Origin of the sequence: Streptomyces luteoverticillatus (genome assembly GCF_003970715.1) — a bacterium.
Classification (GTDB): Bacteria; Actinomycetota; Actinomycetes; order Streptomycetales; family Streptomycetaceae; genus Streptomyces; species Streptomyces abikoensis.
In genome coordinates this window covers 13,501-40,195 of sequence record NZ_CP034587.1, presented here as the reverse complement: position 1 = coordinate 40,195, position 26,695 = coordinate 13,501, and the positions used below count along the sequence as shown (strand labels likewise).

General features: G+C 70.0%; 17 protein-coding genes and 4 pseudogenes. 5 read left to right on the top strand and 16 right to left on the bottom strand.

All coding sequences use genetic code 11. The annotated features are described in order from the left end of the window. The first annotated feature begins 40 nt into the window (after positions 1-40). On the top strand, positions 41-706 hold the full coding sequence (gene def / locus EKH77_RS00180; RefSeq protein ID WP_126912414.1) for a peptide deformylase: 666 nt from the start codon (positions 41-43) through the stop codon (positions 704-706). Positions 707-910: 204 nt separating this feature from the next. Here the strand turns inward: def and EKH77_RS34685 are convergent. From EKH77_RS34685 to EKH77_RS00140, 8 genes and pseudogenes are all read right to left on the bottom strand, one after another. Next, positions 911-1,111 (bottom strand): annotated as a pseudogene (locus EKH77_RS34685) (helix-turn-helix domain-containing protein); the annotation flags it as partial. 40 nt (positions 1,112-1,151) lie between these two features. Further along, on the bottom strand, positions 1,152-2,006 hold the full coding sequence (locus EKH77_RS00170; RefSeq protein ID WP_126912413.1) for a hypothetical protein: 855 nt from the start codon (positions 2,004-2,006) through the stop codon (positions 1,152-1,154). Beyond that, complete coding sequence (locus EKH77_RS00165; protein WP_126912412.1) at positions 2,003-4,033, bottom strand: M91 family zinc metallopeptidase; 2,031 nt, start codon at positions 4,031-4,033, stop codon at positions 2,003-2,005. The genes EKH77_RS00170 and EKH77_RS00165 overlap by 4 nt, the downstream gene beginning before the upstream one ends. 132 nt (positions 4,034-4,165) lie before the next feature. Then, on the bottom strand, positions 4,166-5,908 hold the full coding sequence (locus tag EKH77_RS00160; protein WP_126912411.1) for a hypothetical protein: 1,743 nt from the start codon (positions 5,906-5,908) through the stop codon (positions 4,166-4,168). Between the two features lie 385 nt (positions 5,909-6,293). Next, on the bottom strand, positions 6,294-7,817 hold the full coding sequence (locus tag EKH77_RS00155) for a hypothetical protein (protein ID WP_126912410.1): 1,524 nt from the start codon (positions 7,815-7,817) through the stop codon (positions 6,294-6,296). A 29-nt stretch (positions 7,818-7,846) separates the two neighbouring features. Then, on the bottom strand, positions 7,847-11,332 hold the full coding sequence (locus EKH77_RS00150; protein ID WP_126912409.1) for a hypothetical protein: 3,486 nt from the start codon (positions 11,330-11,332) through the stop codon (positions 7,847-7,849). Beyond that, the gene (locus EKH77_RS00145) at positions 11,329-13,524 is read right to left on the bottom strand and encodes a hypothetical protein (RefSeq protein ID WP_126912408.1); all 2,196 of its coding nucleotides are present in this window, start codon (positions 13,522-13,524) and stop codon (positions 11,329-11,331) included. Before EKH77_RS00145 ends, EKH77_RS00150 begins: the two co-directional genes overlap by 4 nt. Positions 13,525-13,531: 7 nt before the next feature. Then, complete coding sequence (locus tag EKH77_RS00140) at positions 13,532-16,153, bottom strand: DUF6603 domain-containing protein (RefSeq protein ID WP_126912407.1); 2,622 nt, start codon at positions 16,151-16,153, stop codon at positions 13,532-13,534. A 686-nt stretch (positions 16,154-16,839) separates the two neighbouring features. On the opposite strand from EKH77_RS00140, the gene EKH77_RS00135 reads away from it, so the two are divergent. The 4 genes from EKH77_RS00135 to EKH77_RS00120 all read left to right on the top strand — a co-directional run bounded on the left by EKH77_RS00135 (position 16,840) and on the right by EKH77_RS00120 (position 21,182). Further along, the gene (locus tag EKH77_RS00135) at positions 16,840-18,606 is read left to right on the top strand and encodes a hypothetical protein (RefSeq protein ID WP_126912406.1); all 1,767 of its coding nucleotides are present in this window, start codon (positions 16,840-16,842) and stop codon (positions 18,604-18,606) included. Positions 18,607-18,674: 68 nt separating this feature from the next. Beyond that, complete coding sequence (locus tag EKH77_RS00130; protein WP_126912405.1) at positions 18,675-19,466, top strand: hypothetical protein; 792 nt, start codon at positions 18,675-18,677, stop codon at positions 19,464-19,466. A 37-nt stretch (positions 19,467-19,503) separates the two neighbouring features. Continuing rightward, positions 19,504-20,328, top strand: coding sequence for a hypothetical protein (locus EKH77_RS00125; RefSeq protein WP_126912404.1), 825 nt, complete (start codon positions 19,504-19,506; stop codon positions 20,326-20,328). A gap of 17 nt (positions 20,329-20,345) precedes the next feature. Further along, on the top strand, positions 20,346-21,182 hold the full coding sequence (locus tag EKH77_RS00120; protein WP_164737675.1) for a hypothetical protein: 837 nt from the start codon (positions 20,346-20,348) through the stop codon (positions 21,180-21,182). A 20-nt stretch (positions 21,183-21,202) separates the two neighbouring features. Here the strand turns inward: EKH77_RS00120 and EKH77_RS00115 are convergent. The 8 genes and pseudogenes from EKH77_RS00115 to EKH77_RS00075 all read right to left on the bottom strand — a co-directional run. Then, positions 21,203-21,520, bottom strand: a pseudogene (locus EKH77_RS00115) (transposase); the annotation flags it as partial. A 352-nt stretch (positions 21,521-21,872) separates the two neighbouring features. Further along, positions 21,873-22,310, bottom strand: coding sequence for a DUF3592 domain-containing protein (locus EKH77_RS00105; RefSeq protein WP_240667140.1), 438 nt, complete (start codon positions 22,308-22,310; stop codon positions 21,873-21,875). 644 nt (positions 22,311-22,954) lie between these two features. Continuing rightward, positions 22,955-23,506, bottom strand: a complete 552-nt coding sequence (locus EKH77_RS32805) for a hypothetical protein (RefSeq protein WP_164737674.1) — start codon at positions 23,504-23,506, stop codon at positions 22,955-22,957. Between the two features lie 321 nt (positions 23,507-23,827). Next, positions 23,828-23,935: pseudogene (locus tag EKH77_RS34680) on the bottom strand (ASCH domain-containing protein); the annotation flags it as partial. A 372-nt stretch (positions 23,936-24,307) separates the two neighbouring features. Then, positions 24,308-24,532 (bottom strand): hypothetical protein, encoded by a 225-nt coding sequence (locus tag EKH77_RS00090; RefSeq protein WP_126912401.1) that lies wholly within the window; start codon positions 24,530-24,532, stop codon positions 24,308-24,310. Between the two features lie 620 nt (positions 24,533-25,152). Further along, on the bottom strand, positions 25,153-25,488 hold the full coding sequence (locus EKH77_RS00085) for a hypothetical protein (protein ID WP_126912400.1): 336 nt from the start codon (positions 25,486-25,488) through the stop codon (positions 25,153-25,155). A gap of 193 nt (positions 25,489-25,681) precedes the next feature. Beyond that, positions 25,682-25,852 (bottom strand): annotated as a pseudogene (locus EKH77_RS34675) (ISL3 family transposase); the annotation flags it as partial. Between the two features lie 148 nt (positions 25,853-26,000). Continuing rightward, on the bottom strand, positions 26,001-26,615 hold the full coding sequence (locus tag EKH77_RS00075) for a hypothetical protein (protein WP_126912398.1): 615 nt from the start codon (positions 26,613-26,615) through the stop codon (positions 26,001-26,003). Positions 26,616-26,695: the final 80 nt, after the last annotated feature.

Genomic DNA, 26,695 nt, shown 5'->3' with positions numbered 1-26,695 from the left:
ATCTTCGCAAGCGGTGGTGTGCAAAAAAGGGGAGACAGCCATGCCTGTTCGTCACGAGCGGTCCCGTTCCATCGATCAGCGAGTCCGCGTGCAAGGCCACCCTGTCGATGCCTATCCGGCTCTGCCGCCGGAAGCGGATCGGGGATCGGTTCGCAGGGTCACGGTGGTCGGCGAGGAGGTGCTCAGGCGCCCGTGCCGGGAGGTGACCGAGTTCGGGACTCCGGAGTTGTCGGCGCTGATAGACGACATGTTCCTGACCATGCATGTGGCCGACGGAGCCGGCCTGGCCGCCAACCAGGTAGGCATCGGCCTGCGGCTGTTCGTGTACGACTGCCCGGACGACCACGGGATCCGGCATGTCGGCCACATCGTCAACCCGGTTCTGGACCTGCCCGGGCCGGGCAGCAACCGGCGACTCGTCGACGACTCCGAAGGCTGCCTGTCCGTGCCCGGCGCCACCATGACGGTTCCCCGCACCGACCATGCTGTCGCTCGCGGGTTCGACAAGGACGGTAACCCCCTCGTCATCGAAGGGACGGGCTACTTCGCCCGGTGCCTGCAGCACGAGACCGACCACCTCGCCGGCCACACCTATCTCGACCGCCTCTCCAAGCGAGACCGCAAGGACGCGCTGCGACAGATGGAAGACCAGCGCGAGGAGGTCTTCGCGCAACGCGCGATCAAGGCCGCTCACCTGGGCCGGTGAGACGCTTGGCGGCAGGGGGGAAAGCCCTGGCCGGGCAGTCTCACAGCAGCGGCACAAAGGCCCGCGACGTGGAGCACGCCAGCGTGCCGTGATCACCTGGCAACGCCGCTGACGGGACGCCACTGGTGATATGGCCTGTGCGCCGCAACCCGGATCGGCGTCCCAGGGCCAGGTCCGGGTGGGAACTTGCACTTGACGTATGCGTCAGGTTCTAACGTCGCCGGGATGCGTGCGTAGGGGGTGGCCACCCCCTACGGGTTCCGCCTGCCTTCTTGCCGAGGGGCCTGGAGGCCGCCCGCCGGCCGGACGCCACCGCAACGCCTGGGCCCCGCCCTGCTCCCACAGGTGTTTCCACCGCCGCACGCTCTCGGGATGGCTCCCCACCGGCCCCGCGATCTTGGAATGAGAGCGTCCCCGCTCGAAACCTCAGGCAGCCGTTCCGTGCTCAGCGTGGGAGCCGACGATACGCCTCCACGTAGTTGCGCAGCAGGGCCTGGTGGGTGCCGTTGATGATTGCGCCGAGCAAGGGCTGGGCCCGGAGAGGGGCACCGAGGTTCTGATCCTTGATGCTCGTCAAGAGCTCCGCCCTTCTGTCCTTGGAGACGTACTGCTCGAACGACGCCGGCTCCATTCCGGCGAGTTCTGCCAGCCTGGTGTCGTCCGGAACGGCGAAGACGAGATCCGACAGGCCCAGCGCCGCAGCAGGCTCCACCTCGTAGAAGTCGAGAACACGCTTGCGCCACTCCTCACGGCGGGCATGGCTCTGCGTGTAGGACTGGCGGAGTGCGATGACACGGTCGCGGACGGCGCCTGTTCCGGGAGTGTCCAGGATGGCCTTGACGAGCCTTTCGCCGTCGGTGACGACGGAGCAGTCGGGGGCGAACACCCTTACCTTGTTGTCCTTGTCCTCGCCGCGGGCCATCCCGAGGGACTTCGCCAGGGCGTCTCCTTCCTGGGCGCCTGTGCCGAAGGTGACGCCGTCCTCCAAGTGGGTGAGGCCGTCCAGGAGCTTGATGAACGTGTTGGGCTCCGGGAAGTAGACGGTCCTGGGGTCGGCCTTCGCCATCGCGACGCGGACGTCCCGGTCCATCGCGGTGGCGATGTCCATACGCGGATCGCCCCCCGCGGGGAGGCGGTAGCCCCCGCTGAAGAGGTCGGGCCAGTTCTCCTCCCGCAGTCGGTCCGCCGCCGCGTCGAACAGCGGCTTGGCCTCGGGAGTCCTGAGCGAGATCACATCGGCGTCGCCGGTGTGGAAGTAGACCCGCTCGTATCCCTTGCCGTCGGCGTACAGCGCCTTCACGAACTCCTGCGCCCGGTCGCTCCCGGCGATGGTCTGGCGTATGGCTCCGTAAGGGATGGTCTTCTGATCGCCGAGAGCCGTCTTGCCCTTGGGCGCGCACCAGAGGAAGGAAAGGACGGCGACCGGAAAATCGGGTTTCTCCTGCCGCCAGGCCTTGGTGAAGTCGTCGATGACCCGCCGCTGCCGCGCGACGCGTTTCGCCCGATCGGCGTCGCTCTCGCCGTAGGGGTAGCCCTCGTTGAGCCCGATGACGAGCGCGCACCCCTGCCGGGTCGCGGTGGCCTCTTCGCGGTAGCGACGCGCCAGGGTGAGCAGCTTCCCGTGGTCGTCGACCTTGGCCGGGACCAGGGCGACGAAGCCCACGCCCTCCTTGAGGGGCGGGGACTGCTGACGGCCTGTCCCGCGTACACGTCGGTGATCGGCTCCCAGGGCGTCCTGCCGGTGGCCGGTGTTTTGGGCCGCGCCCGGTTGACGATCACCCCGGCCTGCTTCCGCTGCTCCTCGGGCAGGCTGTCGGAGCTCGTCCACTGGGGCCGGGAGGTCTCGACCGGGTTCCCCGGGCTGCGATGGCACGCGCGCTGCTCGACCAGGTAGCCCTGCTCCAGGCGGGCGGCGCCGATCTTGTCCCGGTGGTCCCACACCTGGAACGCGGCGGCCCGGTCGACAGTGCTCAGGAAGGTTGCCAGCGCGTTCAGGGAGGAGACGTCGCGCTTGTACACGAAGCTGCTCGCGCCGGCGAAGAGGTGGTGGGGGATCCGTCTGCGGGACACGGCCAAGTGGTGCACGTGCTCCACCCTCGTCAGCGCGACGTACGCGATGCGGTGCCGGAATCCCAGGTCGCGGGCGATGGCGACCTCGGTGACCCCGCGCACGCGCGTGCGCTGCTGCCAGGTGGCGGCGGCGTCGCGCAGGGCGGCGAGGCCGTCGGCGTCCCGTCGGCCGGCGCGCACGACCGCGCGGGCGTGGTGGTCGAAGGCCACGCGCTCCGCTCGTACTTCGGCCGGGGCGGGCGAGATCCGCCGGCCCTTGTGCCGCTCCACCACGCCGTCGATCCACTCCAGGGCCACGTCGCTGCCGTGGGTGCGGATCTCCTCCCAGTTCATGCCGCGCAGCACGACCAGCCCCTGCTCCGTCTCCGCGACCGGGAGCGGGTTGAGGTATCGCAGGGACAGCTCGCTGAGCGTCGCCTTGTAGAACGTCTCGCGCTCCTGGCGTGTCTCGGGCTTGCCGGTTTCGCGTACGTTCACCGGGCCCGGGTCCTTCATGCTGACCGCGGAGCCGGCGCCGTACCTCTCGCGGAACAGCCGCTCGGTCTCGGCCAGCGCGGCTTGCCGGACCCTGGCGCGTTCGTCGGCGTCGTGACCCGTGTCGTCCATGGTCCCGGCCAGGGCGTGTGCGGCGTGGATCAGCTCGTGGGCGAGGGTCACCTCGGGGGCCGTGGCGACGTCGTCGGAGAGCAGCAGTACCCGGGGGTGGAAGGACACGACGGAGTACACGCCCCGGCCGTTGTAGAGCGGTCCCTTGAGCCTGGAGTTCAGCGACCACTGGGCGGGCTTGCCGTCCGTGGCCTGAGTGATGATGACGTTGATCCCCGCGAGGTCCCGCTGCTTCGGCGTCCGGCCGCTCTTCCGGGAGCCGTCGTGGCGGCACAGGACCCGCGTGCTGATGCCCGCGTCCCAGTCCTCCGGCCCGCCGTACGTGCCGTCCGGGTCGGGCAGCGGCCGGGCGTGGCCCAGGAACTCGACGAGGCGCTTGCCCGCCTCGGAGGACTCGATCCGCCGGAGCAGGAAGTCGATCTCCCCTCGGTAGTCCTCGGCGTCCAGCTCGAGGCCGGGCTCGGGGTTGGAGGTGTCGTCACGTATGTCGAGCACGTCCGGGTCGGGGCACACGGCGATGCCGGGCCGTATCACGGTAAGGCGGAGAGGCTTGCCACCGAGCCAGGCGATCTCGATGGGCGACTCCGCGGCCGCCCGGACCGGCTGCGGTGGTGTCAGACGGGCAGGGTCGATCCCTGTGAGGCGACGCATGGCGGGGGTGTTTCCTTTCGGGGCTTTCTGGGATTTCTGAGCTTTCGGGGTTTTCGGCGAGTCCGCGGGGATTTCAGTCCGTGACGACTCAGCCGTCACGGACTCAGCCGTCACGGACTCAGCCGTGACGACTCAGTCCGTGACGACCAGAACGGCCCGCGCCTGCTGACGGGTGTCGGTGGTCAGGACCAGGGAGGCGGCGGCGCCGGCCGCCGTCGGCGCGGTGTACCGCAGCGAGACCTTCTCGACGGCGGGCAGCAGGTTCGGCAGCCCCGCCGTCGGCGAGCCCGTCGCGGGCAGCAGGGGAGCGAGCGCCTCCCCGAGCGTGATGCCTTCCTGGGCGGCCCAGGTCGCGGTCCAGCTCGTGGCGTCCGGATCTTTGTCCGCCACGAGGTCCAGCTCCATCAGCGACGACTCCGGGCCGGCGAGGAGGAGGGAGCCGGTGGCCTCGACGTCGGCCGGCCCGTCCCCGGTACTGATCCGCGCCGTGAGATGGGCGCGGGCCCGCAGTCCTGCGGGCAGCGGGAACTCGGCGGATCCGGCTGCCGCGAACAGTCTGCCGGAGGGTGTGGGGACGATCTCGAAGCACAGCTCCCGCAACGTCAGCTCTGCCAAGGAGGCGGGCAGGCCGCTGCCCATGGCTTGCTCGGTCCAGGCGCTGATGTCGCGGAAGGCGATGCGATCCGCCTCCACGGTGAGACCCCAGCCCTGGGCGCTCCTGGCGGCCTTCACCCCGATCCGGGTTCCGCCCACGACGAGCGTGCCCGCCAGGGCGACCTCGAGCTCCCGGTCCCCGCCGCCGGACACCAGGACCGTCTGGTCCTCGATCCTTACGCCAGCGATCTCCAGGGGGCTCAGGAGCTCTCCCGCGACGACGAAGGCGCCTTCCCGGAGGTCGCACAGGAAGGAGAGTCGCCCCAGGCCGTTCTTGCCGAGGTCGGGGGCGGCCTGCTCGAAGAGGCCGCTGCCGTCGGCGAGTTCGCCGTGCGCCGTCAAGGCGGGCAGGTCGACCGTGACGGCACTCTCCAGTCCACCCACGGACAGGTGCGCGCTCAGCTCGACCGAAAGTCCTCCCCACCCGTTCTGCCGGGCGGCGGAGTCCAGAGCTATCCGCGCACGGACCTGGCTGAGCGTCACCCCCGCCAGCAGTGGCCATTCGTCTGCCAGGCCGACGTCGAGCTCTCCGGTCACCCGCCCGTCCCCGGGCGTGTACGAGACGGTGACTTCGCGGAGCGCGGGCAACGCCGAGGCGAGGAGCCCCCGCCACTCCGTGGGGAAGTGGTCGGTGACGGCGTCCGCGCCCGTGCAACCCGGCAGGTCCGCCACGTACCGCAGGGACGGCAGGGTGAGCCCGTCGGGGAAGCGGGCGGACACCGTGAACACGCCCTCGTGCTCGGAGGCGAGGAACAACACCGGCTCGTCGAGTCCGGGCAGCTCCCAGCGGGCTCCCGCGACGATGTACGTCCGCTCCTGCTCCGCCGTCTTGCCCGTACGGGGAGTGGCGTCGAGCACGACGACGGGCGATTGCGCCCCCAGGGCCTGAAGCGGGCTCAGGTCGTACGCGGGGAAGGGCTCGGGCAGCCGCCACTTCGGGGCGTCCACGACCAGGACGAATCCCACGACCACCCTGCCCGAGGCGTCGGCCAGGAACTCCGCCACGGCCGGGCACGGCTCCGGCCCGAGGGCGGGCACGACGCAGCGCCCTCGCGCCATCATGCTCTCCGCGGTGAATTCCGCGTCCGAGAAGTTCAGCTCGGGGGAGCCGAGATAGGTGGAAAACGCGCCACGGACTGCGGGGTCGGTGAACTCCTCGGCCGCAAGCCACAGGCTTCCGTTCCGCGCCCTCTCGGCGATTTCCTCAACGGACAATGGCATTGCCGAATCCCGTCCTCGATATTCTGCGGTCGCCTACGGCCGTCCACTCGACGGACGGAGGCTGGGAGCTGTGGGCGGGCGCTGCGATCGCGTATGCCGGGCCCGGTGGATTCCTTGTGATGTTCGATCCTCAATCGATTTCCAGCCGGCGATCCCTGTGGCGCCGTCCGCCCCTCGCGGATTCCGAGGCGGCCGGGAAACGGCTTCTACGCCCCGCAGTCGTTGCCGGAGCCGCCTCCGCTGCGACCGTCTTGCCCGCTGCCCCGGCCGCCCGTGCCACCCCATCCGCCGCGGGCGAACCTGTGGTCAATGAGGGGGAACTCTGCGAGCCGCCGAGTCGTGCGGGGCCTATGTCAGGTGGGGCGTGGTCAGTCGGTGACCGGTGTCATCCGGAGAGGACGGGGAAGAAGTACGCGTCGGTGGTGCCGCCTTCGCCCTCTTGCCAGATCTTGTATCGCTGTCCCTTGCGCAGGGGGACGGTAGCCGAGGCACCCCAGACGTCCGGGGCGTTGCCGTAGTCGATCGATGCGGCGGCCACGGTCTCGAAGTTCTCGCCGCCGGTGTTGATGTCGACGTAGACGGTCCTGGTGGCGTGATGCCCGACGGTCTTGATCCACAGGAGCAGCAGGCCGTGGGACGGCGCCGTGCGTTCCGTGCCGTTGAAGGCGCCGGTCAGCTTGTCCGGGGTGCCGAGGAGGGTGTTGAGGTCGGCGCGGTTGGCTGAGAATTTGCCGCTGATCCAGAGGTCGCCGTTGTCCATGCCGCTGAAGTTCGTTGAGCCGACGAGCGCTTTTTCGGTCACGGCAAGCTTCTTGCCCAGAACCTCGTCCCGTGCCTTGACCGTCTGCGCGGTGAGCGAGCCGGTTACAGTGACCTGCTCCTCGGCGGAGAGGCTCTTCTTCGCGACCACGGCATCACCCACGATGAGCGTGCCGTTTCCGCCGTACACGTTTCCGTGGAAATGGCTCTCCTTGTCGACTTCCACGGCTCCTTCGATGGTGAGGAGCTGGTGACCGTCGTTGTTCGTCCGGCCGCCTGAGGTGATCTTGACGGCTGTCAGTTGGGTGACGGTCAGCTGCTCGAGGACGGGCTTCGCGACAGCGACGGCCGTCGAGAGGTGCTGCGTGATCGTGTCGCCGGAGCGCTTGAGCGTCACCTGCACGTGGAAGTGGGTGTCGCGGGTGAGGCCGGTGACAGGGAACTGCCACTTCTCCTGGCCGGTGAGCGGACCTGCGTGGCGGCCGTCGAAGTAGACGTCGCAGATGGCGTCGGACGGTGCCGCCCAGGTGAGGATGGCCTTCTGGCCCGGCGCGAGCAGGGTGACAGGGACGGAGCCCGGGTTGCCGTTGATGTCCGCCTCGCGGAGGACGAGGTCGCCCACCACGTCGGCCGTGAGGGCCTCGACCGCGGGGTACTTGGCGACCGGGAGGACGACCTGGTTGGTCTCCCAGGTCTGGCCGTTGTCGACGCTCACCGTCTCCCGGACGCGCAGCAGGGCGGTGCCCGCGAGACCGTTGGCCTTGAAGTCCTTCAGGCGCAGGAGAAGCCCGTGCGTGGTGAGGGAGACGGACTCGCCGCTGGCGGGTCGGACGGTGAGCGGCGTGCCGCCGGCGGTGAAGGCCGCCATGTCGTCCTGGGGCAGGGTGAGGAGGACCCCGCTCTCGATCTCGTCGACGGTCCACTGGTCGACCGGTTCGACGGTGGGGACGACGCGGTGGCCCGCGGGCACGAGGTCCTGGGCGAGGTCGCCGGTGGGGAGCACGACGAGAATCTGCTTGCACAGGACGGCCTCGGTGCCCGAGTTCGACACGACGATGTCGATGTGGGCCGACCGGTCGGTGGCCAAGGGGGCCGGGACGGTGGCCAGGCCGTAGGTCAGGCGGCTGGTGCCGCCGAAGTGGGTGCTCATGGTGGCGTTTCCTTGGATGCTTGCGGGAGTTACTCGGACGTGGCGCCGGTGTCGGCGGCGTCGGCCGGCGGGAGCGGGCTGCCGGAGGTGAGCAGACCGGAGCGGAGCACCGGGGCCCGGTCGTTCCAGCGCGGAGTGGTGCTCGCGGCCGAGGTGGCGAAGTGGGCCCAGGTGCCGTCGGCGGCGCGCTCCGCCCAGGTCCACGTCTGGTCGTCGACGGTGCGCACCGGCAGTGCGACGGTGCCCTCCGAGAACGCTGCCGCCGAGGTGAGCAGCGGCCCGGTGCGCAGGACGGTGCGCATGCGGTTCAGCGGTCCGTCGGTGAATCGGTGGGGGATCTCCAGCGCCGTGGTGGGCAGCAGGTTGGTGGTGGCGTGCACGGGGGCGTGCGGGTCGACCAGCAGGGTCAGGTGCCGGGGCGCTCCGGCCGTGACACGCAGGTGGGTTCCGTCGCCGATGGCGGCGATGCGCGGATGAGCGTCGGCCGGTGCGACCACGCTGCGCAGCACGTCGGGGTCGGTGTCGGCGAAGTAGCCCACCAGTCCGTCGCCCATGCGCAACTGCTCGCCCAGGCGCACCGGCCAGGAGTAGCCGGTGAACTCCGGGCTCGGCGGCTCGTGGTCGAAGATGTGCTGCCACCCCGGGTCGGTGGGCGGCGGTCCGTCCAGGTCCAGGTGGAGGCGGCAGCGGACGAGGGCCAGCGGACGCCCGGCGAGCGCGGCCGTGGCGGCGCCCGCGGTGGGCACGATGTCCACCAGGGAGGTCTCCAGGAGATCCATGGCGGCGGGCAGCGGGCTGCCATCCGTGCCGGTGCCCTGGAACCAGGTGACGAGCGCGTGCAGGTGGGGAAAAGCGGTGCGCAGCGCGTCGAGGTCGGCGGGAGCGGCACCGGGCAGCGGCGTCCACACTGCTTCCCGGGACGGCCGGCCGATGCGGTACGCCCAGCGCAGCAGGCCGAGGGCGGTGCCGTCGGGCGCGTACGTCGTGAGGGAGCCGTCGACCAGGTTGGGGACGATCCATCCGGCGAGCGGATTCCCGTCGTCCACGTGCGTGGCCTGGTGCGTGTCTCGGGCGGCGTCCATGAGGTCCAGACCGAGGCGCGCGGCCTGCGGCAGGCGCGGCGGCAGCTGGACGACGTGCTCCGGGGTCGTCCCCAGGGCCTCGGGGACGTGCTGTGGGCGCAGCGCGTCGGCCACCACGGGGTGCCGCAGCCCGCTCGCCTCGCCGGTGCCCGCCGGGGTGATGACGTCCAGGGCGCGCCCGAAGGAGTCCACCAGGGTCAGTCTGAGGAAGCGGAACTGGCCCGCGCGCAGCTGCTGGAAGCCGGAGTCCGGCCAGCCCTCGAAGGGCACGGGCAGGGGGCCCGGGTCGGGGCTGGTGCGGTAGGCATCACCGATCAGCTCCACCAGCTCCAGCGGTGCGCCCAGCGGCGGGACGCCCTGGCCGGGGTCCTGGCCGATGAGCATGTCGCGCAGCCCCGCCAGCGAGCTGGACAGCACGTCCCCGCGCACCACCCGCTCCGCCAGCGCGTCGCAGTGCGAGGAGAGCCCGGGGTCGTCGGGTGCGTACTGCCGGAGCTGGTCGGCCAGGCTCCGCGGCAGGTGGTCACTGAGCAGCGTCCTGCCGGTGTAGGTGCGCGCGGCCTCGGGGCGGGGCTGCGGGCAGGAGTAGCGGTTGCCGTCGAACTCCCACTGGTCGTGGGGGAGGGGGTGGTACTCGATCTCCCAGAGCAGATGGAGAGGGTGCCACGGCTGCTCCCAGGGATCGTTCCCGAAGGCCGGGGCGATGCCGGTGCGCGGAGTCGACACTGCGCCCGCGTCCGTCCGGCTGTCCGTCGGGCGCGGCTGCGCGGTCGGGCTGTTCGGGTCGAGCAGGAACGCCTCGCGCAGCAGGGCGCGGGTGGAGTCCGGCATGGCCGTGTGCTCGCCGGTGCCGAGGTCGAGCGTGTTGCACGCGAGATCGGCCCGGTCGGCGGTGACCTCGACGGAACTGTCGGCGAGGCGTACGGCCGTCACGGTCTGGTCGCCGAACCGGCAGCGCAGCGTCGTGTCGTCCGAGACGGGCATGGAGCCGGCGCCCTGCAGGACGACGGCGGGGTCCAGGGCCCGGTGGAAGGGGGCCAGGGCCACACGCTTGAGGTCCCAGCCGGTGGGCAGGCCGTGCGCCTGGCCGTACTGGCGTACGGCCTCCGTCAGCTGGGCGGGCGTATCCCCGTTGGGGAGGGCGGCCCGGAGGCGGTCGACCTCCTGCCGGTCGGCGCGTACGCGCGCCGCGAGGCTGCCCTCGCGCGCCGGGTCGAGCTCCTGCGTCAGCTGCTGGTGGTGGTAGCCGCGTGGCAGTACGGGCAGGCCCTGGAGGCGCCACATGCCGTACAGCCTCCGGCGCAGCCCGGCCAGCTCGCGCTCCGCCCGGTCGTAGGCGTGCTGCGCGGCGTTCAGGGCGGCCTCGACGGACCGGGCCCGGCGCTCGTCCTCGGGGGAGGCGGGCTTCTCCGCGGTGCTGGGCGGTACCGTGTGCCAGGCGTACGAGGCCGTGCCCTCGCCGAAGCCGGCGCCGAGCAGGATGTCGGCGAGGTGGTGCGTGTTGTCGGGCTCGTCCGCCCGGGCGAGGGTGTTGCTCTGGAGCTGGTCGAGGAGCGCGGGCGCGAGGGTGAGGGTCGGGTCGGTGGCCGCCTTGCTGGTGGTCAGGGCGGTGAGGGCGGAACGGGCGCTGTCGGCGACGGCCACCGTCGGGTCGGGCCGCTGCTCGCCGGAGGGGTCGTACTGGGGCGACACACTGTGGACGCGGCCGGTGTAGACGGTACGGGTGCCCGGGGGCGGGGTGCCGTCCACCTGCCAGCCCAGGGAGCCTTCCAGTGCCTCGCGCACCCGCGGGTCGGCGAGCGGGTCGTCGGAGCCCGCCGCGTGCCAGCCGATGACCTGGTAGCCCAGGCGGTCGAACTGCCGGGGCAGCTGCGTCAGGGGGTCGTGGAAGGAGAAGACGTCCTGGCAGTGCGGCTGGAACGCGGCGAAGGACAGGGTTCCCGGGCCGGTCGCGGTCAGGAAGGTGGGCCGGTCCGCCGCGGATTCCGCCCACTGCGCGGCCTCGGTGTGGCGCCCGATCCTGGTCGGGGTGACATGGCCCCGGCCGGGGCGCAGATAGGGAACAGTGCCCGTGCGCTTGTCCAGGAAGTCGCTCTCGACGACCCACGCGGCGGTGGCGTACTCACCCGCGGCCGTGTAGGCGTGCCGGACGACCAGCCAGCGGTTCGGCGCGGGCGGCAGTGTGACCTCGCCACCTGGCGTGGTCGCCCGGCGCAGCGCCGCCGGAAGCTCCCAGTGCAGGTACACGCCGTCGTTGCCCGCCTCCTGGGAGAACTCCGTGTTCGTGCTCGCGTAGGGCGACGGCTCCGGAGAGCGGTGGACGCCGAGCAAGTGGTAGTTGGGCAGCCAACGGAGGAAGGAGTCCCGGCCGCGCACCTGGTCGTTGACGACCAGGGCCCGGAGCCTGACGGGGACCAGGAGGTCGGTGTTCATCGGGTGGTTCCTTCGAAGGTGAGGGTCAGCTGCTCGGGGGCGCGCACCAGTTGCACGGCGAACTCGGCGGGGGAGAGCGGGGATCCGGGCTTGACGTCCTCGGCGAGACGGGCCGCGAGCCTGCCGATGTCCAGCACCCGCGCCCCGGCGGGAGTGGTGACGGTCAGGGCCGGGTCGGCGCCCACGGGCACCGAGCGCCCCAGCGGCCGGCCGACCTCGCCGGGGGCCAGGCTGCGCAGGGCGACGTTCCCCTGGTCGTCCACGCCGAAGTGCAGCCCCTGGTGCGGTTCGCTGATCGTCAGGCGGTCGGGCATCTTCTCGAAGAGCATCAGCAGGACGTCGGCGCCCAGGGCCTCGCGGCGGATCACCTCGACCGGCGTGGTCCCGGACGCGGTGCGGGCCTCGACGCGCAGCGTCGGCCAGCCCGGGACGAGCGCCGAGCGCAGCAGCAGACCGGCGGCGGGCACGGGCCCCTGGCCGTCGAGCAGGTCGTCCAGCTCGGCATCGGTCGTGGCGTCGGCGCCGGGGTGCCGGTCCAGGCTGCGCGCGCCGTCGAGCAGGGCGTCGAGCCAGCCGCGGTCGACGTGGAACAGGCGCAGGCTCTCGGGCGGGAGCATCCGCTGGTCCGGCACGAGGCAGTCGAACGGCACTCCGCTGAGCGTGCGCAGCTTCGCCAGCCACGCCGCCGCCTCCCGCGCGTCCGGCGACGCCTGCGGCGGGGCGGAGGAACGCTTCGGTGCGTCGAGACGGTAGGCGGCGGGAGCGGCGCGTACGGTCCGGGGGCGCGGCTCGTCGTCCTCGGGGATACCGAGGGTCGGGGCCAGCGCGTCGAGGGCGTCGCCGCGCAGCAGCTCCTCGAACTGCTCGCGCGGCGTCAAGGCGGCCGCGCGGGCGGCCATGCGGGGGGCCGGTCCGGCGGACGGCGCGCTGAGGAAGAGCTGCCGACGGTACGTCGCGTACTGGCGGTCGGTCGCCCGGCGCAGCCGGCCCTGGTGGCGCAGGCGGACCAGGGTCGTGGAGAAGCCGGGGTCGGCCAGGGCCAGGGCGCGGCCCACGTTCCAGGCGCAGGCGTAGCCGGTGGCGAAGGTGCCGGTGTGCGGCTCGTGGAGCAGCAGACCGTCGGCGTCGGGGAAGTGGCCGTCCGCCGGCCGGGGCAGCTCGGGTGCGACGCGGGGGAGGAACGGGCCGCTGTACCACGCGAGGGCGCGTTCGCCGGACTCGGTGATGTGGGTCATCGGCACCATGCCCTGCTCCATCAGGGTGCCCAGTTCCTCCGTCAGCCCCGCGGCGGGTGCCGGGCACAGCGGGGCGGCGCTGTGCTCGCCGTTCCCCGGGGTGAAGCGTCCGGCCAGTCGGCCGAAGCCGTCGCCGGATTGGGGGCAGGAGGTGAACGTCCAGCTGTGCAGGGACACCAGACGCACGGGCTTGCCGTCGGCCTGCGGCCCGGGCGGCGTGTGGCCCTCCAGCGAGACCAGGTGGGCCACGTACCGGCCCCGGCCCGCGCCGGGGAACCGGGCGGTGGTGATGACCGCGTGCGCGTCCTGGCCAGGCCGGCTGTCTTGGCCTTCGACGGGCGCGGCGTCCTCGCCACCCGTGCGGACGTGGGCGAGGAAGGCGAGGTCGGACGGCTGCGGGAGCAGCTGTGCCAGCAGTTCCCCCGGCACGTCGACGACCTGACAGGGAGTGTCGAGCAGGGTGGGGTCGACGGCGTCCCGGTCCAGGACGGGCCCGGACACCGCGGCGTCGCCGTCGAGGAGTGCGCGTATGGTCACCGATGCGGTGGTGCCCAGGGCGTTGGGGTCGCCGGGCAGCTCGCCCTCGCCGAACAGCAGCAGCGCCAGCCAAGGGGCCCGGCCGGGGTTCTGGACGCCGGCGGTGAAGGACTCGCGCTCCCAGGGCAGGGCCGTCGGGTTGAGCGTGATGTGCGGGAGCAGGCCGTTGAACGGGCCCTGGCTGTGCGCGGCCGGATACACGGCATGCACCCACGCCGGGTCGAGACGGAATTGCGCGGCCCGTACGTCGACGATCTGTTCCACCGGGTCGAGCCGGGCTCCCGGCAACTGCTCGGCGGGCAATTGCTGCTCGACGGTGATCCGGTAGCGGCCCGCCTCGATGCCCGGCAGCAGGTGGTCGTAGAAGGCGACGGGGGTGTCGTCCGCCGGTGCGGACTGCTCGGTCGGGTGCGTGGTCATGAGGTCCTCACGAGTGGACGAGTCGCAGGGGCGGGGAGGAGAAGGCCGCTTCGCGGGCGTAGCGGTTGAGCTCCGGGGCGGCGTCGAGCGGATAACCGGCGGCGGCCAGGGCGGCGAGCGCGCCCTTTCGCAGCGCGGTCTGCTCGGGCGTGTCGACCCGCAGCGCGCCGGTGCCGGGGGCCTCCTCCGGTTCCCCGCGGACCCCGGCGGGCGCCGCGCCCGGGTCGAGCGGCAGGGTCCCCTCGGGCAGCGGGGCGTGGTCGAGGCGGCCGCTCCGGCTCGACGCGGCCGCTTCGGGCAGGCGCGGGGCCGGTACGGCGATGCGTGCCCCGCTGATCAGGCCGTGGACGAAGGGGTCCGCGCCGAGCGCGTCGTCGGCCTTTCCGGCGCCCCACAGCGCGGTCGGCTGCGGCGCGCGCTGCGTGGTGACCGTCCAGTCCCGCCAGTGGTCGGCGGGCAGTTGCCGCCAGTGGCCGTCCTCGGTCTCCTCCTCGACCGTGACCGCGAGCGTGACGTCGAGGTCGGTCTTGGCCATCGGACGGATATGCACCTTGGCGGGGCTGTCCCCGGTCTCGGCGGGTCCGCTCCGCGTCTCGTCCACGCCGTTGACCTCCAGCGCGGAGGCGGGGAACGCGCTGCCGACGGTGAAGGCGAAGCCGTCGGCGGTGGCGGTCCACGCGCCGGAGCCGCTGTCGGCCGGTTCGGTCTGCCGCGCCGCGGTGGGGTGGTCGGGGTGGAGTCCGTCGACGGGCGTGAGCGTCAGCGGGCGCTGCGGCAGCAGCGTGCGGAACTGTTCCCAGCCGATGGGCGGCGGCCCGGCCTTGGGCTCGCCGAAGTCGATCGGGATGGAGATGCCGAGCACCTTCACGTGTGCGGTGCCGCCGAACGACGGGCCCCACACCGACAGCCGCGCGCCCAGCGACGCCTCGCCGCTCCAGCCGAACAGCAGCCACACCTGGGCGGTGATCTCCGCCCACACGTCCACCTCGTAGTGGAACGGCGCCCACTCGACCAGGGCGTCGAAGCCGACGTCGATCCGGGCCTTGGCCCACGATCCGTCGTACCGCAGGTCCAGGCGGCCTCCGGCCATGACGGCGGAGGGGGTCAGCGCGAAGTAGCTGGTTCCCTTCACCGTCAGCTCGGAGCCGGAGGTCCAGTCGACGCCGACCGGGTCCGCCTTCGGGTAATGGGCGGGCGGCGCGTAGCGCGGGTGGTAGCCACCGATGGTGAAGACGAAGTCGCCGGGCTGCGCGCTGCCGCCGAACCACAGACGCAGTGCCGCCCCGCCGGTCAGGTGTACGGACCGGTCGAGCAGGAAGCTGTCCGGGGCGAGACGGGCGTCGACGGCGAGCATGTCGGCGGAGCGCCGGTAGACCGCGGAGACGTCCAGCTCGACGCTGGCGTACGGCTCGCCCAGCTTCTTCTCCGGGTCGGGGAACTGGGCCTTGGCCGAGCCGAGCAGCCCCACCACCAGGTCGTCCGGGCCGAACTCGGCGAACGCCAGGGCCTTGCAGTGGACGATCTCGAAGACGTCCGCGTTCAGGCCGAGGGCCAGCCAGGTGCTGCCCTCGTGCGGGGTGACCCAGGCGGCAGCGCCGTCAGTCCCCTCGGTCAGTTCCTTGAGCACGTCCAGGGGCTCGGGCGGCGTACCCTCACCTGCTCCGGCGAGCCCTCGCAGCAGGGGGAAGCCGGCGACCTGGTCGATGGCGGGCACGCGCAGGCTGCTGTTGTAACCGAAACCCGCCTTCACCGCGGTGACCCTGAAGGCGGGAGGACCTCCGAACGCGGCCCCCAACTCCGCGTACAGGAAAAGCGACTGGGCTCCGCTCTTGAGGTGTCCGTAGGCGCCGATCGCCCCGAAGCTGGCGCTCGGAGTTTTGATCAGGGCACTGCCCTCGATCAGCCGGTCGTAGGGCGAGTCGGCGGCGACCGGCTTGTTCACGAACGCGCCGGATATCTCCAGCGGCGGCTTGCGGAAGGACAGGCTCAGCCCGTCGAGCCGGCCGGAGGGCGCGAAATCCTTGCCGTCCAGGGCAATGCCCAGCCCCAGCCCGTCCACGCCCAGCTCCAAGGGGCCGGCGTGCACCGTGGCGTCGCAGAGGACCCAGACCTTCTCGTCCTGGTAGCTCGCACCCAGGCGCCGCAAGTACAGCGGGCCGAAGGAACGGTCGAGGGTGACCCACGCGGCGGCCGGAGCCGCCGGGTCGTCGGGTGCGGTCGGCGGAGCCGCCGCTGCCTGGACGTCCGTCGCGGGTGATGCCGCCCATGTCCCCGCAATCGGCGGGGCGTTGAGGAGCTTGGGGGCGGGGGCTTCGTTCTCGTGGTCCTTGGCGGGCTTCGCGTCGGCGAGGCGGAACAGCAAAGGGGTGCGTTTTTCGCCTCCCCACTCGTAGTCCAGGGCCACCAGGGCGCGCCCGCGGGTTTCCTCGGGAAACGTCGGGTGGGTGCCGTCCAGGCGGGAGATCTGTTCGTTGAGTGCTTTCACCTGATCGGCGGTGAGGGCGTCGGAGGCGATGACGGCTTTGACGCCGGTGATGCCGAGGTCGTGGTCAGGGGAGATGCGGTCGCCGATCAGGGGGAGGTCGCTGAGTTTGGCGGCGATTCGCGCATCGACGAGCAGGGCGAACAAGAGGCACCTTTCGGGCCGGGAACGGGAAATCGGAGGGGAGTCGAAAGAGAGATCACTTCGCGCTCGGGAAACCCGGCAGGTTTCCCGTCTCGGGGCAGGGTTGTACGACACCAGACCGATTTGCTCGGCAAGTTCGCCCCTGGCGAGTTCAATCTGCCTCATCGACTCCGCGTATCAACAAACATAGTTGAGAGTTCACCCGAATCTTCTTGTTCAATGGTTGACCGAATTGCCGCGACCTGCTGTGCGCAAAGCGGGTGATGACCCAACACCTTAAATCTATGCGAACGCTTGATCCGCAAGCCAACTGATGGCGTGTGGTGTGCTTCACATTCGCTCATCGGCCTCGCTCCGGGATCGGTGCGGCGGCTCGTGCGGCCATCACTGCGGTGTCACCGAAATTCTCCCGACGGGATTTCTGAGTTATCGTCAATACGTCCCCTCCGACGAGGGTGAATCCCCGATCGCAGGCGCTCGCCACGGCAACCGGGGATTCGGTGGAACCCTGATGCGTGCCACCGGCGCTTCCCGTCCGACCTGCCCGTCGGCCTCCTTGCCCGCGCTCCTTACCCGCGCGGACCCAAGAGCGCTGGAGGCTGCCGCGGCCACGCGCCTCCCTCAACCCGCCCACCGACACCCACAAGTTGACAGCACCGCGTCACGGCATGGAGGTGCCCGCGATGGCCATGTCCACCGATGAACTCAAGAATCGGCTCCAGAACGAAACCTTCGTCCTTCCGGGCAGCGCCCTCGCGATTCCCGCCGTGGACGCCCTGTTCGCCGAGCACCTGGACGGCACACTCACCCTCACCGGTGCCACGCTCTCCGACGACACGGAAACCGGTGGCGGCATCGTCGTCTCGGGTCACACCACCCTCCCGAGCGCGACGGAACAGAGCACCCCACTCCCCGTTGTCGTGCGGTTCCCATGCGACACGAACCGCTACGTGACCGGCGTCGAAGCCGAGATCACGTACCCGAGATGGGCAGTGGAGTCCGGACGGCTCCAACTCGACCTCACCTTCCTCCCGGAAGGGTTCGAGTCGCTCGCGCTGCGCCTGGCGACTCGTGAGAACCACGACGGCAACCTGGTTCCCTTCGCGGGTGTCGCGATGGACGCCGTGTTCCCGGGGGCCGGCCGGCTCCGCCTCGTGTCAGCGCACGAGCCCAGCTGTGCGGAGACCATTCCGTCGACCCACGTACTGGCCGGCGAGTTCGCCCCCTTGTCCTTGTCCGACCTGGACGCCCTCACCAGGCTTCCGTTCGCACGCGACGTACAGTTGCCCCCGCTGCCGTCCGAGGTCACCTCCATCCTCGAGGCACTGGCCCTGGCCGACCTCCGGCTCACCCTCGACCTGAGCTCTCGCCGCATCCGGGCGGCCTGGCTCGATATCCACCTCGCCGGCTCCTGGCCGGTCGTTCCCGGCGTCCTGGAGCTGACCGACGTCGGCGCGAGCTTCTCGCTCACCCTGCCCACTGAGCCCGCCCGGGACGCCTCGGTCACCGTGACCGCGAGCGCGAAGATCGCCGACACCGTCACGGCGGCCGCGTCGATCACCGTGCCCGAGCTCATCCTCACCACCCAGGTCACCACGCCGGTGAACCTGTTTCCCGCAGCCGAGCAGTTCCTCCGGGCAGCGGGCGAGAACATGCCGCGGCAGGGCAGCCACCTCAGCGCGGTCGTGGACTTGCGCGCCAAGAGTTACACGCTCTCCTTCGGAGTCGACGCACCCTGGTCGATCATTCCCGACACCCTGGAGCTCACGGACCTGGAGCTCACGATGAGCGGTGCGCAAGGCCTGCCCTGGGCCGGCGCGCTCCACGGCGCGTTCCTCGTGGACGACACACCCGTTCAGCTGCGCGCGTCCTACGAACAAGGAACGTGGAACATCGCCGGAGCGGCATACGACATTCGCTTCGCACGCCTAGCGGACTGGCTCTCCCGGCAGCACCAGATCACCGTTCCCCGGTCCATGGCGGAGTTCACGCTCGACGAGCTGAGTGTGACCTGTGCCAAGCCACAGGACGGGCATGCGGAATTCGCCCTCCGGCTCGCCGGCACACTGCCCGTGACGGACCTCCTCCTCAACGTCGACCTGACCGTCTCGAGGACATCCCAAGGCTGGGAGTGGCAGGGCGAGCTCCTCATCGACGTCCCCTCCGACACCACCGCCCACCACCTCATGCGGTTCACGATCGCGTTCGACACCAACCCGTCGGCGACGGAGCTCACCGCACACTGGTCCGGCACACCGGGTGTCCCGCTGGCCGACCTGGCCCGCATCTTCGGGCTGGACCCCGCCCGGCTTCCGCCCGCGCTCAGCCCGGTGCTCACGGATGTCGGCCTCGTCCACGACACGGATGGCACCCGCCGCTCACTGGTGCTCAACGCCGGGTTCGAGCACCTCTCCTTCGTCCTCGCCTCCACGTCCCCTCCCTTGACCGACAGGTGAGAGCGGGAGCCCCGCAGCGTTCCAGGCGTCCATACGAATCCAGGCGTTCCTACGAACAGAAGGTCCCGATGCTGAGGAACTTCACCAAGAAATTCACGTTCTCGGCGAGCACAACGACGCGACAGCCCCCGACCGGCCTCACCCTGACGATCCAGGGCCACTCGTACCCCCTGACCGCCCTCGGCGACACGGAGGCCGGGGCCGGCTTCTACAGGTACTCCAGGAACGGCGCGGGCGATGTCTTCTTCGACGCCACATCCCTGGGGCCCCGCGGTCAGGCGCACAAGACCATCTCCGACCCGGAGCTGGAGAAGTACGTGCTTCAGTACTTCAAAGGCGAGCTCGTGCTCTACCGGGGGATCGCCGGCTGGCATCCCGCGTGGGTACCGCTTCGCTACGGCACCCCTCCAGGGGTCCAACCGCTGGGTACCGGGAACGCACCGGACTTCGATACGTACAAGACCCGGTTCATCCCCTTCTCCCCGGTGGAGGCCATCGCGGCCGGCGCGGCGATCTCCAGATCCGGAATGAACATGCCCCGCGATGATTTGAGGTTCGTCCACGGCTACGACCGGAGCGACGACAGCTTCATCGTGGGAGCGGTGGCGAAATTCAGCGTCCCGGCCACGATGGCCGTGGGCTTCTTCAACGCCACCGAGATCCAGCTCCCCGGCCCGCTCACGGCCGTCGACGGCCTCAGTGTCCGCTTCATCGAGATGCGCACCCCGTTGTCGGCCGTCGCTCACGGCTACCCGGGTGACCCACTCCGCGATGTCCTTCCCGCCGAGCCGACGGAGCAGGAGAAGCAGGCGTTCATCCAGAAGTTCGGTTCGCTCCTCAACCCGCCCCCGCGGGCCTGAGCGCTCCACCAGGAACACTCGACTCCAGGGAGCACCTGTGACCAGCCCACCCACCTCGGACCTCGAGGTGCACCAATTCACCGACTCCATGTCGACCTGCACGCTCCTCGTCCTTCCCGACAGCAAGGTCGCCACGACGATCCTCATCGACTGCGGATCGGCCCTGGGTGTGAACTCCGTCAGGAGCCGGGCCCGAGCGTTCGTCCACGACGCGCTCCGCCGCGTGCGGCCCGACGGGGCGGCCCTCAACTACGTCGTGCTCACACAGCCCGACCCGGCTCACCACAACCTTCTCCTCCCCTCGCTGCAGGGCATCCCGGTCGGCAATGTGGTGTACGGCGGACACCTCGACCAGTACGCGCCGGACATCCGCGACTGGATCAAGGGCCACGGCATCGCGGCACGAGGTTTCCCCGCGGCACACTCCGACATCGCGAACCCACTGATCCGTCACGGGCTCGGCAAGGTCTTCGTCCTGGCCGCCAATGCCACCGGAAACGTTCGCTCACCCGACACCGCCACTAACAGCCTTGTGCTGCTCACCACGTACGGCTCGCTCCACGTCATCCACTGGGGAGACGCGACGGCTGCCACCGGAAGGTTCATCCGCGCGAACCACCCCACGCTCTGCGAGAAGACCGGGCCCGCCGACCTCACCCTCCTGACCGGTCATCCCGGCGACGCCCGCCAGGCCTGGCCCTGGCAGCTCACCCAGGCGTCGACGGACACCGTCCTCCTCGATCTCGACGAGAACGTGCCGGACTCCGGCGAGCCGCCCAGGCGCCGGCGACACGCATGTGCCTCAACCCTCCTGGAACACCCGACACACGCCGTCGACTGGCGGCTCGCGACCACGCCATGAGCCATGAAGGACATGCCATGACACTCGCCCCCCGGACGGCCTCCCGTGAGGCGACGGACCAGGTCTTCCCGTACCTCCGCCGTACAGAGCGGCCCAAGTTCCTGATCCGCTTCGACCGGCGCCACCCGGACGAGATCTTCGAAACCGGTTTCACCGCGCGAGGACACCTCTACGACATCGCCCGGCACGTCCACGGAGGCCAGTACCTGGCGCAGACCGGCTTCATCAGCACCGGAGCCTCCATCGTCGCCGCGATGGAGATATTCAAGGGCAGCCTCAGGTACGAGGCCTCCCTCACGCCTCCGGAGAAGGGGTCCGTACGCTTCGACACCTGGCTCTACCGCATGCAGTCGACCAAGTACGTGGCGAGCGTCGCGGACAACCTTCTCGACCCGGCACGCAAGAAGCCCGAGTACGCCACCAGAGACGCCTGGTACTACGCCCAGACACAAAAGGAGTGGGCCGTCCCCCGGAAGATCTCCCGCGAGACCATCACGATGGCCCGGAAGATCACCCTGATCGTGGACCTCCCCCTCGACCCGACCCGCCCGTTCGACCTCAAGCTCCCCATCCCCCCGAGCATCGTCATGCGGGCACGAGTCCAGACCCACGACATCGAGTCACCTCTCTACAACCCGAACTACAAGCACGGATACGCGGAGAGCACCCCCTACAACCCGTTCACCGACACCCAAACCCGCTACGACGGCCTGTGGGGCTACCAGGCCAACGTCCCGCCGGGCCACGACGAATACCAGAGTCCGCCCGAAACCGCGTGGGCGCGCGAACGCGAGTACTGGAATACGGATGGCACCGCAGTCCCCACCCAGAACTACCCGTTCGGTCACCCTTGAGCGGTGTTCCGCAGGCGTGTTTAGGCGAGTGAGAACTGGTTCGGTTGCTTCCTCCAATGTGGCGCGACGTTGTTGACATCGCGTGCCTTGGTGGTGGTCAGCTCGCGAACGGCGAGGTAAAGCACCTTCAGCGTGGCATGCTCGGACGGAAAGTGTCCGCAGTTGCGGAGCTCGGAGAGCACGATCATCCAGGCCGTGGCGTCTTCGCTCCCGTCGTTGGCCCACAGGCCGAGCACGTCCTTGCGGCCGGCCATGTCCACACCGATGGCCAGGCGGACCGGCCTGGACGCCACCGTGCGGGAGTGGATCCTCGCCCAGAGCGCGTCGCTGTAGACGATCTCGAGACGCGGCCGGATTCGGTGTGGTGCAGTACGACAGACCGGGCAAGGATGCGGGGACGGTTTCCTCGATCCGCTGGAGAAACTGCTGGTAAAGGCATTGCTGCGGGAGGAGGCGGTCTTCGTGACCTCCTGCCCGTCCAGCACGCGCAGGCCGCCGTAGCCCCAGGTCTTCTCCGGACCGCGGCTGTAGGCGACCTCGGATTTGATGCGGTGGCTGTCCGGCGACCAGCCCGCCCGGGCGGGAAGGCCCGGGGGATCACCGGCCCGAGCTCGTCAGTGGCCCCGGGCTCACCATCCCCGAGCCCGACCTACCACCAGGAGGCATATCCATCGACAGAGGAATCGAGCACTAGGGGCGCCGCCGGGACACCAGTGCCATGACGGTGCCGGCCCCCGTGAACGCCAGCCCGACCCCGCCAAGGATCAGCGGCCCCAGCCACAGTGAGAGGAACCCGTTGATCCGTGCGTCCTTGGGAGAGCCGGGGCGGTAGAGGACCTCGACCCGCTCACCCACCTCGTACGACGCGGGATCGGAACCCGCAGAATCGCGGAACTTCCTCGGCGTGCCACCCGCCGGCGTGAACTCGACCACCGGGTACGCCGCGTCCACCTGCCGGTCCAGGGCCACCACCGTGCCCCGGGCCCGCTTCGCATCCGTCAAGAAGGAAACCGATACCCCCGCGAAGACCAGCCCGACGACCAGGCACAGCACCCCGACCGCGAGAATCGTGAACGTGAGCCCCCGAGGGATATCGCGCCCACGCGCTGCCTGACTCTGGATCTGCACGACGTCTCCTCACTCCGGACAAACGAGAAGGACGCTATCCCACACACCTCAGGCGCCATGCTGCCCGCCCGGATAACTTCCGGCACTGGTCCCTGCGATCAGCGCCACAGACGGCCCGTCCGGCCAGGCACTTGCTCAACCGGAGTCGACCGGGACATCCCAGGACCAAGCGGCCAGCGGAGCTCCCGTCGGCGGGGCCAGGCGGTACCGTGCGACCCGCGGCTAGCCCTTCGCCGCTCAAAACGGGGCGCCCTGCGGCCCGGTGCCGAGCTGTTCGGCGCCCGTCTCGTCGCGGCCGTCGCCAGCGGCGACCTCGGCTGGGCCCGGGCCCAGCACGACGCCGAAGCCGCCCAGCCGCAGGGCAGGGCCGGTACGCCGACGCGCTCCGCGCTCCTGACAGCGGCCGCCACCGTCCGCAGCACCACTCGCCCGGGCGCGGTGCTCGTTCCTTGATCACGGCACCATCCTCAGCCCGGGTATGCCGACTGTGCGGAGGCGAACGCGGATCTTCCACTGCCTGGTCGAGGAACACGTGGCGGACGTCTCCTACCGGATGGTCCGGCGCTACGGCACCGACCTGAAGCCACAGACGGCCTGCCGCTCTCGCATCGGAGTGCGGCAGCTCAACCACGACCCAAGCACACTCAGTGGTCGAGGGCACGAAGGTCGTCATCGCACAGGCCGGTCCGGCAGCACATGGGCAACCAGTCGGCCGCGATCTCCCGAACACCTTGCAGGCGAGCCCTGTCGGGCTCCACCACTGTGAGGATCTCGAAGGCAGTGCCAGCAGCCCCGAGGGACCGATTCGATATGACCTCTTCATAGAGCAGCCAGAGACCTTGCCCTGCAAGGCCACGGCACACCTCCGGAAGATCGAGTCCTCGTCGAGCGGACTCCCGATCCGTTCCCTCGCCTGCCACCAAGCACTGAAGGAGTTCGAGAAACCATTCGCGAGCAGTCAGTGCAAGACCGTCCGCGAGAGCTGCCAGAGCGACGGATGTCACTGCGGGAGCAGGCTCCCACAGGACCGCTGGAGACCAGACATGCTGTTCGAGGCTGACATGGGTCGCTTCCTGCCGGTATCCGCTACCCGCAAGCTTCAGCAGATCCCGGGCCAGATGCTCCGCCGAGCTGCCGCACCCGCACAGCATGCTCTTCCAGTCCCGCCGGGCTATCTCCATCTCGGCCAGTCGCATGGCTCCACACCCTAGACCGCGCGCAAGCATCTCGGAGCTGGTAGATCGACAACTGCTGCTCAAACTCGCTGACAAACGCTGTCCCTAGAACTGAGCAGAGCCACCCGGTTGACGGACAAGACCCGCTGGATCTGCTAGGAGACGCCATGGCCAGGGTCAACAGCACCGAGAGCCGTCAACGATCAGCCCACAACCCCGTCCACAACCTGGCCTGGCACATCGACAGACGGCCGGGCGGGCTGGTCGCTCCGGCCATTCAATATGGCCATATGCGCACGCATTCTGGATGCCCGGGAGGTTCCCGGCGGTGATCTTGCGGATCTTGGGATAGCCGACGCGGACCTCGATGGTCTTGGCGCCGCTGGCGATCAGGTCGAAGTAGGGCTTGCGGATGTTGAGGGTGTGCGCCCCTGTTGCCGGGGTGTCCACGGTGGCGACTCGTTCTCGCAGGCCCTCGACGGCGCTCTGGTGGGGATAGCGGAGGGTCAGGAAGGTGGTGAGGTTTCCGGCCCGGTGGCGGACGGAGTCGATGACGCGGGCGGAGTCGAGGTCCTGGTGGCCGAGGACCACGGCGTCGTCGGGGTCGCCGAGCTGAGCATGGGCGAGGGCGAGGGCGATGCGGGCGATGGCCGCGCGGCTCGGGGACCGGGACGCTTCGGGCGCCGACGGTTCCGAAGCCGAGCGTGTCGGCGGGGCCTGGTTCCCCCGGCAAGTGCCTGCCCCGCGGGAGAGTGTCGCACTCGCCTACGGTTCCGCTCCAAAGTGGATCAGCGGACGGGGGTGAGTAGTCGCGGGCAAAGCCTAACTCGACCGGACGGGTGGTGAACAGACGGCAGAGCAGGTCCTGATAGTCGGGGCTGAGCAGGAAGCCGGCTCCCAGTCCTTCCAGGAGCGTTCAGACAGTCCGGCCTTGGGCAGGCCCTTGTCGGCGACGATCTGGTGGGCGGCGGCCACGGCCTGGACGACGGCCCAGCCCATGGCCAGGCGGCGGTGGCCGCAGTGGGCCTCGATGTCGGTGGCGATCATTGCGACCACGAGGGTCGGCACGGTCTGGGACCCGGCCCGTCCCAGGGCCTGCTCGCGCAGGGCCAGGCCGCGGCTGGCAGCCTCCCTCCAGCTCGGCCCCTCCGTACGGCGAATGAATTCGTGGATGAAATTGAGGCTCCAGCTAGCGCTCGATTCCTCTTCCGTTGGGTAGATGTCCCGGTGGTGGGGCGGGGCGGTTGCGGGGCTTCGGGGGGGCACGTGCGGGCGATGGTGTTACGGACGAGCTCTGGCCGGGGTGAGGGGACGTCAGCGGTCATCCGCAGCCTGGCGCGGGCCCGGAAGGCACAGAACCTGAGGGCCCCGCACTGCACCGGGGTCTTCGACTCACCACGGGATGCGATGGCCTGCAATAGCAGTCACAGACCGGCTGATCACTCCACATTCCCGCTGGGTGTGGGGGCCTTTGCAGGGAGGGGCAGGCGCGGGCCGACCGGGGTTTCTTTAGCAGGTTGAAGGGGTTCAGGCACGGATTCCGTGAACTGGATCGTGCTGTCGTGCGCTGTAGAGCGCCGGCAACGTTGGGGTGGCGGGATCGTTGCTCTGGATTTCGTTCGTCAGGGTCGGGCTTGTCCTCGTAGCCGATGGGAAGCCCGTGCGGCTCAGACGACGCCGAAGCCCTCGCATCTATCGAACACAGTCAGAGTGACGGCAACATTGACCGGAGTGCTCGTGTTATCAACGTGCACCACGTACTCGATGCCCGTGGCCTCGTTCGGTCCACCGTGCGGGACGATGTTGGAGACCCACACGATTGGGCCATGGACCTGGAGCCGGAGGTCGAGGTCAGGGCCGAAGGAGCCCGGGCCCCCCGGGAAGATCGCCGCAGTGGCCAGCACGGCGTGACCGTTGGAGATATCGAAGCCGTTGATGTTGAAGTTCTTAGCTTGAGCGCCAGGCGCCTGATTTGGATGGAACACTCGAAAACTGCGGGCCATGACCCCCTACTTCCGTTGCCTCGGTTGGGCTAATAGGCGGCGTCTACGCCGCTTGGTCGGCATTTGTTCCATCTATATATGATTCGGGGGAGGTGCTTGCACGGGCGCGCCGGAATCGTGCAGGTTTGCCTGAGGCCCGTGAAGTGGAGCAGCTCCGTTGAGGGTCCGTCACGGTCTGTGGTAGGCGGCTGACGGCAGTCAGCAGGAGCCGTTTGCGTAGTAGCGGGAGTTTCGCTCTGCCGAACATGCTGCGCTTGAGGGCTTTCAGGTCATTGACGCGGCCTTCGACGGGACCGGACGACCATTCGGTGCTCATACCGAAGACGACGGCTTCGAGGTCGATGATCAGCCCGGCGGCGAAGGAGGCCAGGCGGATGCGGGTGTGGCGGCCGGGTGCTTCGGCGGACGCCGGCCGGTGCCGGGCCGGGCTCCACCACCGGAACCCCGTTCGCGTCGTGGCGGCTGGCGGCTGGCGGCTGGCGGCAGAGGCGGCGTAGACGATCTTGCGGGCCTCACCGAGGCTGCCGACCGGTTGGTGCTCGGGCAGGCTGTGCCAGGGGTTGCAGGTGAAGTTGTCCCCGTAGACCTCCTGGCCGCGGGCCGTGACGTCCTGCCGGTGCAGGGTCAGCCTCGCCACCTTCACCGGGGCGCTCAGCGATTTCCCCCCAGCGCACGGTCGCACGGTCCAGCGGCATGCTGTCCGGATCCGTACGGAACTGCAGCAGCAGATCGAAGGCGACCTCGTCGGCGGCCAGCCGGTACTGCAGATCACCGCGGAGGAAGGAGGGGTTCTCGGCCGCTGGGGTCGCGTGCGGGTCGCCCTGCGCACAGCCGGCCGGTACCAACTTGTACTTCACGTGCCGGTCCGTGCCGAAGGCGTACGGGAGCACACCCCAGTACGAGGCGGTCAGTACGCTCTCCTCGGGCTTGCGTATTTCCCGCAGGATCCGGTGGGTGACCGGATGGTCGCGCCGGTAGGCCAGGGGGTCCTGCTGGAACTCGCACATGTCCCGGGCGGTGTCGACGAAGAAGTTGTCTTGGTTCTGCAGGACCAGGTCCTGGGGGTCCGCCCGGCTCTCCTGCTCCGTCAGCTTCGGGCCGGGCACCCCGAAGGGTTTGATGCCCACACCAGCGGTCCTGCGCAGGTCCAGCCGGTCCGGGAGGACATCACTGGAGAAGCGCACCCAGGCCGCGAGGCCCTTCTGCT

Excerpts from the sequence above, each read along its gene's own strand:
- EKH77_RS00130 (WP_126912405.1), top strand. The coding sequence starts at position 18,675 with ATGCTGAGGAACTTCACCAAGAAATTCACGTTCTCGGCGAGCACAACG.
- EKH77_RS00120 (WP_164737675.1), top strand. The coding sequence starts at position 20,346 with ATGACACTCGCCCCCCGGACGGCCTCCCGTGAGGCGACGGACCAGGTC.
- EKH77_RS00160 (WP_126912411.1), bottom strand. The coding sequence starts at position 5,908 with ATGCCATTGTCCGTTGAGGAAATCGCCGAGAGGGCGCGGAACGGAAGC.
- EKH77_RS00145 (WP_126912408.1), bottom strand. The coding sequence starts at position 13,524 with ATGACCACGCACCCGACCGAGCAGTCCGCACCGGCGGACGACACCCCC.
- EKH77_RS00090 (WP_126912401.1), bottom strand. The coding sequence starts at position 24,532 with ATGATCGCCACCGACATCGAGGCCCACTGCGGCCACCGCCGCCTGGCC.
- def (WP_126912414.1), top strand. The coding sequence starts at position 41 with ATGCCTGTTCGTCACGAGCGGTCCCGTTCCATCGATCAGCGAGTCCGC.
- EKH77_RS00155 (WP_126912410.1), bottom strand. The coding sequence starts at position 7,817 with ATGAGCACCCACTTCGGCGGCACCAGCCGCCTGACCTACGGCCTGGCC.
- EKH77_RS00085 (WP_126912400.1), bottom strand. The coding sequence starts at position 25,488 with ATGGCCCGCAGTTTTCGAGTGTTCCATCCAAATCAGGCGCCTGGCGCT.
- EKH77_RS00150 (WP_126912409.1), bottom strand. The coding sequence starts at position 11,332 with ATGAACACCGACCTCCTGGTCCCCGTCAGGCTCCGGGCCCTGGTCGTC.
- EKH77_RS00165 (WP_126912412.1), bottom strand. The coding sequence starts at position 4,033 with ATGCGTCGCCTCACAGGGATCGACCCTGCCCGTCTGACACCACCGCAG.
- EKH77_RS00135 (WP_126912406.1), top strand. The coding sequence starts at position 16,840 with ATGTCCACCGATGAACTCAAGAATCGGCTCCAGAACGAAACCTTCGTC.
- EKH77_RS32805 (WP_164737674.1), bottom strand. The coding sequence starts at position 23,506 with ATGCGACTGGCCGAGATGGAGATAGCCCGGCGGGACTGGAAGAGCATG.